This window comes from Amycolatopsis sp. NBC_00348 (assembly GCF_036114655.1).
Lineage (GTDB): Bacteria > Actinomycetota > Actinomycetes > Mycobacteriales > Pseudonocardiaceae > Amycolatopsis.
The window spans coordinates 8,664,725-8,678,707 of sequence record NZ_CP107994.1 but is presented as its reverse complement, the minus strand read 5'-3'; the positions used below and the strand labels follow the sequence as shown (position 1 = coordinate 8,678,707).

The following is a 13,983-nucleotide window of genomic DNA, read 5'->3' as shown; positions in this document are numbered from 1 at the left end:
GGTCCTCGATCGCCCCTGGCTCGGAGATCAGTCGAACTCGACGCCCCACCGCTGGTTGGCGGCGTACTGGCAGTCCCAGAGGACGAGCCTGGTGCCGTCGTCACCGCCGCCACCGATGGTGCTCAGGCAGCGGCCCGAGCCGGTGTTCTCGATCTGCCCGTCCGGCCGCTGGAACCACCGCTGGGAGTTGTTGTTGTAGCAATCCCACAGCTGGATCGGGGTGTTCCCGGCGGTCGCGCCGTTGGTGACGTCCATGCACCGGCTCTTCATCCGGATCGTGCCGTCCGCCTGCAGCTGGACCTGCTGGGCTCCGCTCCCGCTGCAGGTGAACAGCTGGATCGCCGTGCCGTTCGCGTCGACGTTCTGGTTGACGTCCACGCACTTGCCGAGCACGCCGACCAGCCGGCCCTTGTGCGGGTACAGCCGCTGGACCGTCCACACCCGGTTCGGCGAACCCGTGCAGGGCTGGATCGCCACCGAAGTCGCGCCCTGGGTGGAGTCCAGGCACTTGCCGGACTTCGGGTTGACCAGGCTGCCGTCCGCCCGCAGCTGCCAGAACTGCGCGGGATCACCCGTGCACTGGTACGACCACACCGGCGTCCCGTCCGCGATGGCGCCGCCCTTGACGTCGAGGCAGCGGCCGAGCGCCCGGATGCTGCCGTCCTTCGCCAGCGTCCAGGTGTCGGAGAGGGAGATCACGCAGCCGACCGTCCCGACGGTCGCCTGGTCGGCCACGACACGGCCGGTGACGTTGAGGCAACTGCCGTTGCCGTCGGTCAGCTGGCCGAAAGCCGCGTTGCGTTCGCTGGGCGTCCAGATCTGCTGAGCCTGGCCGTTGCAGTCCTGGAGCGTGACCGCGGCGCCGTTGGTCGATCCGGCGGCCGAAGCGCACCGGCCCGCGCCCAGGTTGAAGATGCGGCCGTCGGCGAAGACCTGCCACTCCTGGGTCGCCGAGGCCACGCACGCGACCGCGACCACCGCGGTGCCGGCGGTGGTGCCGCTGTTCTGGGTGTCCGCGCACTGCCCGAGCACGTGCAGCGCCAGATCACCGGTGGTCCACTGCTGTCCCGGCCCCGACGTGCACGACGACATGTTGACGACCGTGTTGTTCGGTGTGCCGCCGTTGAGGTTCAGGCAGGCACCGCCGACGCCGGTGATCGGACCGCTGCCGGCGATCCGGTTCGACCGCACCCGCAGGTTCCGGAACTTGACCTGGTCACCCGTTCCCTGCCCGTCGAGGCTCACCATGGTGCGCCGGGCGAACCCGGCGGGCGCGGTGTACTCGTTGACCTTGGTGCCGTTGAGCAGCACCGTGATCTTGGGGCCGGAGAGCGTGACCTCGAACGTGTTCCATTCGCCGACGGGCTTCGCGGCGGTCGTGGTCGGCGCTTTGAGGCCCTTGACGGCACCGGTGGCGTCCGTGCCCGTCGCCGCGGTCGGACCGATCACGATCTTCGCGGCGGCCGGGGCCCCCGCGATGCGCGACAACCCGACGTTGATCGCCGACTGCGAGTTCGCGCCGACGGCCTTCCAGTCCAGCCGGAGCGAGTAGTCGTTGTCGAAGAGGTCCGCGGGGTTCCACGGACCACCCGCGCCGGCGACCGTGCCGAACTCACAGCCGTCCTGAACGGCGGAGGTCGTGCCCCACCGCGCCAGCGACGTCTCGGCGCGGCCGTCCAGCAGCGGGAGGAATCCCGGCTCGTCCGCGGGGGTGACGCAGTTGCCCGCGGCCGTGGCCGCCGCGCCGCCGACGAAGTAACCGGCGACGTCAGCCGTCAGTTCGACCTTGCCGTTCTCGGTCGTGGCGGTGAGCTTGCCGCTCGAGCCCAACGGCACGAGCGCGCTCGCCGCCGCGGTCTGTCCCTGATCGGCCTGCAACGCCGGGAAGTTGGCCCAGCCGGTTTCCGGGGCGAAGAACGAAACTCCCGTGGGCAGCACCTTGTCCGCGGCGGCCGCCGTGACGAGGACGCCCGTGGCGTTCGACGGCACCCCGGCGATCCCGCCGACCTGAGCGGTCACCGGGACCCCGCGGTCGACGGGCGCGACGGCGACGCCGGTCCCGGCGCGCGTGTCGAGAACCCGGGCGGTACCGGCGGCCGGGACGAACTTCGCCCCGGTACCCGACGCGAACCAGCCCTGCAGGTCGACCGCGAGGTGGGTGAGACCGGCCGAGTTCCGCACGCGGATCTTGCCGTCGTCACCGATCCGGACGATCGCCAGGTTGGACCGGCGCTGCCCGACGTTGAGGTACAGGCTGCTGGTGTCCGGGGTGTAGCTCTGCGGGTACGCCGCGATGCTCGCCGGCGCGGTCGCCGCCATCGCGGTCAGGTTGACGGCGACGGCTGTCGCGTTCGTCGGAACACCGGCGGTGCCCCGCACCTGGATCGCGTACTCCTCGGCGGCGCCCAGCGCGCGCGGGTGCGCGCTCGCCGAGTCGCGTGTGTCGAGGAGCCGCGCACCGCCGCTCTTCGCGGTGTACAGACCCGGACCGTCCGAGCTGAAGTAACCGGCGAAGTCGACCGTCACCCCCGGCGTGCCGACGGTGTTGCGGATCCGCACCGCGCCGTCACCACCCAGCGGGACGACGACCGTCAGCGCCGCCTGCCTGCTCGTGTAGACGGGGAACCGGATCGGCTGCGCGGCGCCGGGGTTCTCGGCGGTGAACTGCAGCTCGGTCGGGCCGTCGGTCAGCCCGGCGGTGACGGTGAGCACGACCGCTTTCGCCCCGGCGGGAGCGCCGGGGACGGTCAGGGCGAACGTCTCCCCCGCGGTGAAGCGGCGCTGGTGGCCGCCGACCGCGGTGTTCGTGTCCAGGATCCGGACGGGGTTCGTCAGCGGGTTGTAGCCGGTCTGGATCGGCGCGGCCGCGGCGCCCGGCGAGCCGAGCGCGAGGATCCCGGCTCCCCAGTCGTTGGCCGCACCGCCCGGCACGGCCTTCGCGTTGGTCTTCAGGAGATATTCGAGCTGCGAGGCATCCAGCTGGAGGTTGGCGCCCTTGAACAGCGCCGCCGCCCCGGCGACGTGCGCCGCGGCCGCGGACGTCCCGCCGAACCCGGCCGGGCCGGAAGTGAACGTCGAAACCTGGTCGAACCCGGTGATGTCCGGCTTCACCCGGCCGTCGACGGTCGGGCCGTGACTGCTGTAGTCCTCGAGCACGCCGGAGTTCGGCTTGGTCGCGCCGACCGCGATCGCGTAGGGCGAGCTGGCCGGTTCGGCGATGCTGCCGGCGGGCGTCGGCCACTGCAGCGCGCCCCCGCCCAGCTTGGTCACGTAGAGGTCGAACGGCGTCGTGAACGGGGCGTTGTTGTTCTTGATCCAGATGTAGAAGGTGCCCGCGGAGCCGGTGTTGTTGGTGAACGACGTCTCCTCGACCGGTGCGGCCCCGCCGGTCGTGTCCCGCTGCGAAATCGTCGACCGGGCCAGGACGTGGGGATCGTTCACCCCGGTCGGGGCGATCGCCTGGTCGGTGACGTAGACGTCGAGGTCCTTCGTCGTGAGCGGCCAAGCGTCCCAGCGGAGGGTGACCGTCGCGGACTGTCCCGCGGGCAGTGCGAAGTTGTTGACCTCGGAAGCCCCGCTGAACTCGACCCAGCCGTTGCCGCCGCTGCGGTCGGCCGCCTGGCCGGCGAAGTGGAGCTTGCCGTAGTTGCCGGCCGCCGTCGACCAGAGGATCCCGGCCTGCCGAGACCGCTGGACGACTTGAGCCGGGCTGTTCACATCCGGTCCGGTGCCATCACCGCGACCGGCACCCGGCACGGTGATCGCGGCGCTGATGACCTGGACCCCCTGCTGCTGCAACCAGTCGGCCGCAGGCGCGAAGCCCATGTCGTCCTGCACGCAGGACAGGTACAGCTGAGCGTCCGGCGCCATGTCGTGGACGACCTCGGCGACGTTGACGCCGTGGGTGTCGTCGACGGTCGCGTCGAGGCAGTTCGAACCGTTGGTGACCAGCTGGGTCCCGGTCGGCAGCTCACCGGCGGCCTGAGCGTCGGCGAGCCCGCCGAAACCGACGTCGAGAATGCCGATCTTGGTCCCGGCACCCTTGTAGCCGGCCTGGATCCAGGCGTCCGCACCGGACCGGCCGACGCCCTCGGAGGTGATGCTCGCGGGCAGGACGCGCGTCGGGCGTTTCACCTCGTGCACGCCGGGCTGATCGCCCAGGGCATCGATCTCGTCCTCCGGAACGGCGGCGCGAACCTGTCCTGTTTGGACAGCGGAGACGGTCCCGCCGACGTTCTTGACGGCCTGGCGCAACGCGGTCTCGCTGTCGCCGCGGACGTAGAGGAGCACGTGGCCGGCCTTGTCCTTGGCCACCCGCTCCTTCGGTCTCGCCTTGGCCACCGACTCCGCAACGGGCGCATCCCCCGGAGCCGCCGCGTCGGCTGGCAACGTGAGACAGCTCACCGCCAGGGCTGTGGTGGCGGCAATTACTGCCGCACGTCGCAAGATTTTCATTCGTTTCACACCAATCGAAAAAGGTCAGTTGCCCGGACGAGCGAATTCTTGGAATTCGGAGAAGAACTGACAGTCCACCCACTCGTCATAGAGAATTTCCGTCTCGAGTCGATCATTGAACAGCTCCACGAGAAACTCGGGGACACTTCCCGAGAATTCTCCCCATCCGGCACCATGCTTGTCGCAGTACAACACGACTTCGACATCCGGATCCGCGACGCCCGGCGCACGCCAAAAGTAGACGTGCTGGTCGCCGTGCCCCCAAGCGACGAGACCCGACTTCTCCGGGTGAAAATTATACGGAAATTCTTCGAAGTTCACCTGCCTCGCGTAGCGGAGAGTCTCTCCAACCGATTTGAGGGTACCCATGAACATGGTCGAGGTTTGAACACTCTGAACCGGGTTGTAGAAGTTAATCCAATCACCGAAGGATCCCGCCGGGAATCGACTCGAGATTGCTTTCACGCCTAGAGGCACCGCGACTCCCAACTGCCCTTCGACATGCTCCCAGGTCAGCGCCGGCACCACCAATTCCTTTCGCCACTTCAGCAGTTCAACGAGTTGCTCAACAGGTTGTCCTTGGATCATTTCCCTCTTTCACGTTGTAGATCTGCACGTAACACTCGAAGCCGCCACTGCCGTACGCGGCGGCGTCGATCCGCCAGGGCACCGGATCCGATCCCTTGTACAGCACGCGGACCATGTAGAAAACACTTTGCGGCGCGCCGCTCTGCCGACCCGACGAAGTGTTGTTGCCGACGGCGTCCCTGGTACCGGTTTCAATCGAGTGGAGCATGTCTCTGATGTTGACCAGCTCGAACTGCGGAACGATATTCTCCTGGCCGTTGCTACCCCAGAAAATGGAAGCAATGATGTGCCCGCGGTGCATGCCACGCTCCCAACCGAACGGCTTGGTCGGCCGTCCCGTCCGGTTCCGGGTCTCCGTGAGACAGACCGAGCCGCCAGTCGCCCGCATGCCCTTGGTGCCGTCACCCAATTCCGCAGGCTCCATCGGTAAGTACTCCGGCTTGTTCGGCTCCATGTCGAGGCTGTCGCAGAACGTCTGGAAGTCGGCGTTGTCGGCAACAGGCGGCCGCCCAGTGCCGGGGGAACCTTGCTCCTGGGGTGCCTCGGTTGTCTCGTTGGCGTCCTCGTAGTAGTCACCCGTGGGATCCTCGACCGTCGTTGCGGGAGTCGTCGCGTTCGTGGCGTCGACCAAGTCCGCGACAGTGGCGCCAGGTGGCAACTGGTGGGCAGGGCGGATGGCATTGACCAACCAGGGAGGTGGCGGGGGCGGACTCGGGCGGACCGGACGGTGCGTCGATGTACCTCCGCTGGGACGACCACCTGGGCGTCCTCCGAGTCGGGGTCCGACAACCGACGGCCCTCGACTCGAACCGTTCGAACCTCGGACTTCTTGATGATGCCAAGCGCTATCGGTGGCGTCGTAGTGCCCGCAGTTGTAACAAATGGCCGAACACCGGTCTTTGATGCAATCCCGTCCGTCCGACATGGAACCCGGACATGCACCTGCACCGAAGAGGTCACCCACGATGTCCCCGAAAATCCCGAAGAACCATCCTCCCGCGGCCCCACCGATGATCGAGCACACGGGATTGTGGCCGCTCGGGTCGGTGTTCCCGACCGCGTCGCCGTTGCCGTACGTGTAGCGGTTCGTCGCCGCCGATGGGTCCGGCGAAAGGTTCCAGTCGTCGCGGCTGACGAAGCCGCCCCGGTTCGGGTCGTACCAGCGGGCCGTCATGTTGACCAAGCCCGTGTCCGGCGTTGTCCAGTCCCCCTGGTAGCCCAGGTTCGACGTCTCACCCGACGACGACGTCACCGTGCCGAACGGGTCGTACGTGCGCTGGCCGTCGACCACCGCGCCCAGGTAGCGGCCCTCCACGTCTCCGTGGCGGTCGGCGAACAGTGTTTTCCCGCCGGCCGCTCCCTTGTCTCCCAGCGCCGTGCCGTCCGGGAGGCGGGAGACCTTTCGCGTGCCGTCGGTCACCGTCTCGTTCGAGAGGCCGTCGTACGTCAGTGCCGTGCCGTTGCGGTTCACCAGCCGGTCGTTGCTGTCGTACTGGTTCGTCGTCGTGCCCTCGCGGACCAAGCGATCGAAGGCGTCGAACCCGTTGGTCGTGGTCACGCTGCCGCGTGTGACCGACTGCAGCGTGCCGCGCTTCCGGTACGCGTACGTCGCGCCGCCGCCGGAGAGCAGCTGGTTGCGCTCGTTGTACGTGTATGCCGAGCCGTTGACCGACGTGCGGTTCCCGGCGTCGTCCCAGCCGTAGGTCGTGGTCTGGGACCCGGCCGTCCAGCTCGTCAGTCGGCCTGCTCCGTCGTAGCCGTAGCTGTTCGCCGTGGTGGCGCCCACCGAGCGCGTCGACGTCTTGGTCGTGACCTTGTCGTCGTTGTCGTACCCGTAGGTGTCGCCCAGCAAGACCCGCGAGCCGACGTCGGTGAGCTGGGTCAGGCTGTCGGATGACAACCGGCCCAGGTTGTCGTAGCCGCTGGTGCGCATGATCCGGCCCGCGACCGCGCGGTCCTGGGTGACGGACAACCGGCCCACGGCGTCGTACTTGTAGTCCGTCGTGCGGCCGGTGAGCGGGTCCGCGGCCGACGACAACCGGCCGGCGCCGTCGTAGGTGAACGCCGTGTTGCCGGCGGCATCCGACCGCGTGGCCAGCGTGCCGTCGCCGTTGTAGGTGTAGACGGCAGTTCCGGACGCACCCTGGGACGTCCGCAGGTTGCCGCGGTCGTCGTAGCGGTAGTTCGTGTCACCGCCCGGGCTGCCGATCTTCGCCAGCCGTCCGGCCGAGTCGTAGCCGTAGGTCCGGTCGGCGGTGGCGTTCTCCGCGCCGGCCCCGTGTTCCGCGGCCAGCCGGTCCTGCTCGTCGTAGTCGCGGGTGCGGGTGACCCCGCCCGGCGCGGTGAGCTTCGCCGCGCGGCCGGCCGCGTCGTACGACGTCGTCCAGGTGCGGTCCGCCGGTGCGGTCGCCCCGGCGACCGACGGCTCGACCACCGAATCCGGCATCCCCCACGGCGTGTAGGTGTAGTCGGTCGCGTGCCCGTTGCCGTCGATGAAGTGGCTCCGGTTGCCGAGCCGGTCGTAGCCCGTCCACGTCGTGATCGACTTGGCCGAGTCGACCTTTTCGACCTGCTTCACGAGCCGGTTGAGGAAGTCGTACCCGTAGTCGACGGTCCGCCCCTCGGGCGACTTCGTGTGCAGCACGTTGCCGTTGCCGTCGTAGTCGACGGTCGAGGCCCGCTGCTGCTGCCCGCCGAAGACCTGCGCCGACCCCGTCATCCGACCGGCGAGGTCGTACGTGTTCGTGCTGGTCAGGCCAGTCGCGTCGGTCGTACTCGCCTCGCGGCCGGCGTTGTCGTACCCGTACGTGACGGTCCGGTTCGTCGCGTCGGTCGAGCTGACCGGTTCGTCGGCGCCGTTGTACGCGGCGGTGCTGACGAAGTTCTGCGGCGACGTCGTCGACGTGACGTTCCCGGCGTCGTCGTACCCGGTCTTGGCCGTGTAGTAGACCGGCTGCCCGTCGTAGCGCTCGACCTGCGTGGAGGTGACCTGCCGGCCGAAGTCGTCGTAGGTGAACTCCTGCCGCGCGCCGGCCGGATCGGTCGTGCTCGTCAGTTCGCCGTTGCCGTCGTAGCTGTTCTTCGCCACCGACGGCGTGTCGCCGACCTGCGGCAACGTCGTGGTCAGCACGTTGCCGTACGGGTCGTAGGTGCTGGCCGTCACGTGGTTGAGCGGGTCCGTGACGGTCAGGGCGTTGCCCGCGTAGTCGTACTCGGTGCGGGTGGTGGGCACGATCGGCGTCGTGGTGCCCGGCGGCGTGTACGCCGGGAGCGTGCCCGACGTCGCCCGGCCCATGCTGTCGCGTTCGGTCGTGGTGACGTTGCCGGACGCGTCCTTCGACTGTGTCACCTCACCGAAGGTGTTGCGTCCCAGCACCGAGCTCGTCGTCACCCCGGTGGTCTGGACACCGTTGACCCAGACGTCCACCGCGGGGTTGATCACCGAGACCTGCTGGCCCGTGGCGTCGTAGGTGTACTGCGTCTCGACCTGGCGCCGGTCCGACGTCTTGATCGCGAGACCGCGTTCGTCGTACGTGGTCGTCGACGAGAGGATCAGCCCGGACGCCGCGGTGGTGTCCTCTCGGCTGACCTGCCCGTCCGGGGCGTAGGTGTAGTCGGTCGTTTCCACCCGGGACGGGTCGGCCGCACCGGTCGCGGACATCCGGGTGACGTTCCCGGCGCCGTCCCGGACGAACGTCGCCTTCCGCTTCAACGCGTCCGGGTCCACTGTGGACTCGCTGACGTAACCCGCGGCGTCGTAGCTGCTGGCCGTCTTCCGGCCGCCCGCCGTGACGTCCAGGCTCACGTTGCCGGCCGGGTCGTACGTCCGCTCGTCGAGGACGACGTCCCGGGCCGGGCCGGTCGGCGGCCGGTAGTTCTCCAGCGTGGCCTTCCACAGCAGGCCGTCGCCGTAGTAGCTGTAGCGGGTGGAGCGGTCCATCGCGTCCTGGACGCGCTCGAGCCGTCCGGCCGAGTCGTAGCTGCGGTTCTCGACCCGCAGGATCCCGGGCTGCCCCGGCTTCGACGGATCGGCGCCGATCCCGTCGGCGACGCGCGACAGGAGCCGGTGCTGGTCGTCGTACTGGTCGGTCCACTTGACCCCGAGCACGTCGGTGGTGACGAGCTTCAGCAGGTCGGCGGAGTACTCGTAGGTCACCACCCCGCCGTCGGGGTACGAGACGCCGACCTGGTGGTCGAACTTGTCGTAGCTGAACACCGACTTCCGCGCGACGTCACCGCCGGTCGCATCGGTGACCTCGATCTGCAGGAGGTTGCCGTCGCCGTCGTAGGTGTTCGCCGTCACCGGCGTGTGCGTGACACCGGTGACCGGGTTGACGACGCCCGGCGCGGTCACCTTGGCGATCCGGGACTGCGGGGTGTACTCGAACGAAGTCGTGCCGTAGTTCGCACCGCCGGCGTTCCCCAGTCTCTGGGACGTCTTCCGGCCGATGCCGTCGTAAGCGAACGTCGTGACCAGGCCCTTGACGTCCGTGCCGGAATAAAGGTCGCCGTTCGCGAGGTAGCTGTTGCGCGCGACCTGCCCGCGGCGATCGGTCACCTGGAGCAGCACCCCGGCCGGCACCTTGCCGTTGTTGTCCGCCGCGGCCTCGTTGCCCTGCGCGTAGACGCTGACCTCGGTCGGCGCGACCGTCTGCCCCGCCGGGATCGGGAACGTCGTGGTGGTCAGCCGGCCGGCCGTGTCGTAGGCGTAGGACGTCCGGTAGCGGGTGTCGGTCGCGCTCGACGACCGCGCGTCAGAGCTGGTCGCCGGTTTGTCCGCCCGTGGATCGAGCGGAGACGTCCCGGAGATGTAGGTGAAGTACGCGGTGTTGCAGCTGTCCACGGCCCGGCACGTCTTGCGGCTGAGCACGTTGCCGCGGTCGTCGGTCGTCTGCTCGACCCGGCCACCGGCCTCGTCCACGGTGGCTCGGACGAAGCCCTTTTCGTTGTACTCCCAGGACTTCGAGAATCCACTGTGGAGCGTCGAGGTGAGGCGGCCGCCCTGGTCGGCGTCGAACTTGTACGTCCAGTCGGGGTAGGGGCCGTGCAGCGTGACCGTCCGGTCCGCGTTGACGCGCACCGGCGCGTCGAGCGTCCAGTTGCGGCCGTCGTGGTCGGTCAGCGTCTTGACCCGGTCCGCGCGGTCGTCGTAGGTGAGCTTCGCGAAGCTGCGGCTGTCCTGCGGGAGGGTGATGCCGGTCAGCTCGTCGACCGCCTGCGCGGCGTCGAAGTGCTGCTTGACCGCGAACGGGCTCAGCGTGTGCTGGTAGAGCGCGACTTCGTCGATCGCACCGGCGAAGTAGAAGTCGCCGCCGTTGGTGGACGGGTAGTTCTTGCCGACCCCGCCACCGACCGACAGTTTGCCGAGGGATCCGTGGTCGACGATGCCCGCGATCGTGCCGACGGCGGCGCCGTCGAGGTACAGGGTCTGGGTGTTCACTTCGGACGTCAGGACGGCGTGGTGCCAGGTGTTGTCGTTGACCTTGGCCGCGCTGACGACCTGGCTCGGACCCGTCACGTTCCGCGCGGTGAAGCCCCCGTAGAGGGAACCGTCGACGCCGACGTACAGCACCGGCCGCGCCTTGGAGGAGGAGGTACCTGGGAAGGCCTCGTCGGCGTAACCGAGCAGCGTGCCGCTCGCGCTCGTCTTGAACCAGAGCTCCGCCGACGCGGACATGTTCTGCGACAGCAGGTCGTCCGGCAGCTTGAGGTAGCTGGCCATCCCGTCGAACACCGCGGCGGTGTCGCCGGTCCCGGCGAGCGCGCCGCCGGCACCGAAGCCCAGGCCGTTCTGGGGCGCCGCGTCCGCGCCCGGCGTCCGCGCCGCGACGTTCGCCGCGCTCGCACCGCTTTCCTCGTCGAGCCGCCAGTAACCGCGCGGGCCGTCGTCGAGCACCGAGCTCCGGTAGTGCGAACCCATGGCCCGCCCGTAGTTCGTGCAGTTCGGCGCGGGTCCTGGAGCGCAGACGCTGGTCAGCGCGTCGCCGACGTAGGTGTAGGTCCAGCTCAGCGGCGCGTCCCCGGTCTTCGGCGCCGGCGTCTGCACCTGGGTCACGTGCGCCCCGGTCCAGGTGACGGTCAGCTTCCGGTGGGAGACGTCGTTGACGATCCCGTCGACCCGCCCGTTCGCGTCGTGCGTGAGGGTCTCGGTCAGGCCCGCCGGGTCGGTGATCGTGATCAGCTTGCCGGCGTTGTCGAACAGCCACCTGGTGCCGCTGACGTCGCGCAGGGTGTAGTAGCCCGTGCCGCTGTCGTAGACCAGGTCGACGTTCTGCCCCATCGGCGGCGCGAACGTGCCGTCCGGGTTGCGGCCGAAGCGGGCCTGCCTGCCGTTCGGGTAGGTCAGCAGGACATCGGTGACGACGTTCTGCGCGGAGCGGTTCGGCACCAGCCGCGTGTCGAGCCGGGACGCCCAGCCGACGCCGAACGCGGTGTCGCGCCGCGGGTCGAGACTGTTGTACGTCCGGGTGATGGTGAGATCCGGTCCCACGGTGGCGACGCTCGCGTCGGTCACGACCGTGGAGTAGTTCCCGATCTGCGGGTCGAGGCCGGGGCCGTTCACCGTGTCCGGGCTGCCGGCCAGGTGTGACGTGATCTCCGGCTGCGGCACCCGCGTGGTCAGGGCGAGCTTGGCCGCCCAGTCCGGTGACGGGCTGACCGTGTCGTGCGTCTTGATGCCCCAGTAGTAGGTCTTGCTCCAGGCCAGCGTGCCCGGCGGCGGCGTCCAGCTTTCGGGGCCCCAGCCCGATTCGGTGCAGTTCTGGGTCAGCGCGACGTCGGTGCAGATCCGGAAGAGGAACTTGAAGCCCTTGTTGGGCCAGCCGTCGTCGTCGACCGCGCGCGCGAACAGCGTCGGGGTAAGGGATTCGACGATGCCGCCGTTCCCCGGTTGCTGGTAGTTCGACCCCGGTGGCACGTTTTCGACCTTCAGCGGCGCCTGGCCGTAGGGGACGCCGTACACCGCGTTGAAGTCCTGGTTGGCCGGTGTCCACATGGTCAGGTTCAGGTCGTACGCGCCCGGCGTCAACGCGGTCAACGGCACCGTGATCGTGGTCTGCGCGCCTGGCGGCACCGCGGCCGCGGGTGCGACGCCCTGCGACGTCTTGACGACCGTGCCGCCCTGCTTGACGACGTAGCCCAGGCGGTACCCGCCCCCGGCCGGCCAGGTCGAAGACCCCATGTTCGTCACGCGGGCGGTGAACGTGCCCTCGCGGTTGTTGGTGGGCAGCAGGACGTCGGTCAGCTCGTAGGTGGCGCCTTCGGGCGAGTAGCTGACGTCGATGTAGGGCTGGTTGACCGTGTCCGCCGAGGCGAAGCGCTTGAAGGCCGCGCTGTCACCTTCGTTGGTCGCCCGCAACGTGAAGCCGTTGCCGAGGGTCTGGCCGTGCGACCATTGCGCCGGCACCTCCTGCGGCAGCTGGAACCCGGCCCAGTACTGCCCGGAGCAACTCGAGCCCGTCAACGCGGGGATCTGCGTGGTGGCCAGGGCCCGGCCCGCGGCCGCGCCGGGCCAGGTCGTCTCGCGCCCCCACCCCTGGGTGGCCTCGAACAGCGTCGCCGGCCTGGCCTGGCACGAGTACGTGGCGAGCACGTTCACCGTCGCGCCGAGGATGTACTGGTTGCGCAGGCGGTTCAGTGCGTCGGTGAAGTGCAGGTAGGAGCGGGAAATCGTGGCGCCACCGTTCGGCGAGCCCACCTCCAGCAGGTCTTCCGTGGAGTGGTTCGCCGTGGTGCCGGAACGCACGTAGGTGTCGTCGGTGTCGCTGGAGAACTTGCCCAGGGTCGGGTCGACGACCACGGGGAAGACGCGCGCGGAGTCGTGGAGCCAAGCCGGATCGACGTCGACCTGCAGGGTCCACGTCCGCGCGTCGACCTGGGAAAGCCCGTAGCCCACGCCGTCGCTGCGCACACCTTGGCCGGTGGCCGGGTCGATCTTCGCGTCGGTCATGAACCCGGCGGGGACGGTCGCGCGGATCGCGCCGGCGGCGTCGGTCAGTTCGACCGCCCGTCCCGCGAGCCGGGGCTGCAGGCCGCCGGTGTGCAGGGTGAACGAGTAGCGCGTCTGCGCCCGTGCCGAGTGCAGGACGAGCTCTTCCTCGAGGCCGCCCGCGGTGGCCGTCAGCCGGAGGTCGGTGTCCGGCCGGACCGCCGGGTAGGTGACGGCGTCACCGTGCACCTGGCCTGCGGCCGGAGCCGCGTCTCGCAGGGCGTACCCGAGGGACAGCCCGTCGACCCCGAACGTCGCCACCGGGTCGGCGGCCGCGGAGGTGGCGAAACTGACGTCCGCGGCACTCGTCTTCGGCCGGAGCCGACCATCCGCCCCGGCGACCAGGTTCAGGTCGGCCGGCTGCCAGCTGCCGTCCGGCCGCCGGACGTTCGACGGCCCGCTGTGCACCCGGAGGGTCCGGGTGCCGTCCGGGTTGTCGAACGTTTCGGTGTTTTCCGTGCGGTCCTGCGGTCTTTCGACCGCCTTCGGATCGATCGAAGGCCGGTCGTTGCGCTGCACCACGGCCGGCTTGACGTGCTGCCGAGCGGCCATGGCGGCCGTCTGGGCGGGCGGCACGGCCCGTTCGTCCGCCACGGCACCAGGAGGCCGCGGGGTGTCCCTCGGTGACAGGGCCGGGTTGCCGTCGTCGCCGACGCCCGCTCCCGTGCCTGCGCGCTGCGCGGGGGAATCGAGTGACGCCCCGGCCGGCAACGGCGCACCGGGCTTGGCGTACTCCACCGCCGAGCCCGCGACGGGAAGCAGAATCACCAGGACAAGCGCGAAAATCGACCAAATCCGCGCAGAACTCAGCGCGCGTGAACGCACCACGAAGACGCCCCCTCGGACCACACCAAACGCAGCCGTCCCCCGACGCCAAGCGGAGACGCTATGCAAGAGTTGATCAGGAGGTCAATCTTCTTGACGCGGAGTTAACTCGAATGTTGTAACTCAGA

The 13,983-nt window shown here is 69.3% G+C and carries 3 protein-coding genes; all 3 read right to left on the bottom strand.

The window, feature by feature from the left end:
- Positions 1-27: 27 nt before the first annotated feature.
- Positions 28-4,341: a ricin-type beta-trefoil lectin domain protein gene (locus OHS58_RS38635; protein WP_328645690.1), complete on the bottom strand. Its 4,314-nt coding sequence runs from the start codon at positions 4,339-4,341 to the stop codon at positions 28-30.
- A 138-nt stretch (positions 4,342-4,479) separates the two neighbouring features.
- Positions 4,480-5,043 (bottom strand): hypothetical protein, encoded by a 564-nt coding sequence (locus tag OHS58_RS38630; RefSeq protein WP_326945637.1) that lies wholly within the window; start codon positions 5,041-5,043, stop codon positions 4,480-4,482.
- Positions 5,021-13,798 carry a LamG-like jellyroll fold domain-containing protein gene (locus OHS58_RS38625; RefSeq protein ID WP_328645689.1) on the bottom strand — a complete coding sequence of 2,926 codons (8,778 nt, stop codon included), beginning with the start codon at positions 13,796-13,798 and terminating at the stop codon, positions 5,021-5,023. Before OHS58_RS38625 ends, OHS58_RS38630 begins: the two co-directional genes overlap by 23 nt.
- Positions 13,799-13,983 lie beyond the last annotated feature (185 nt).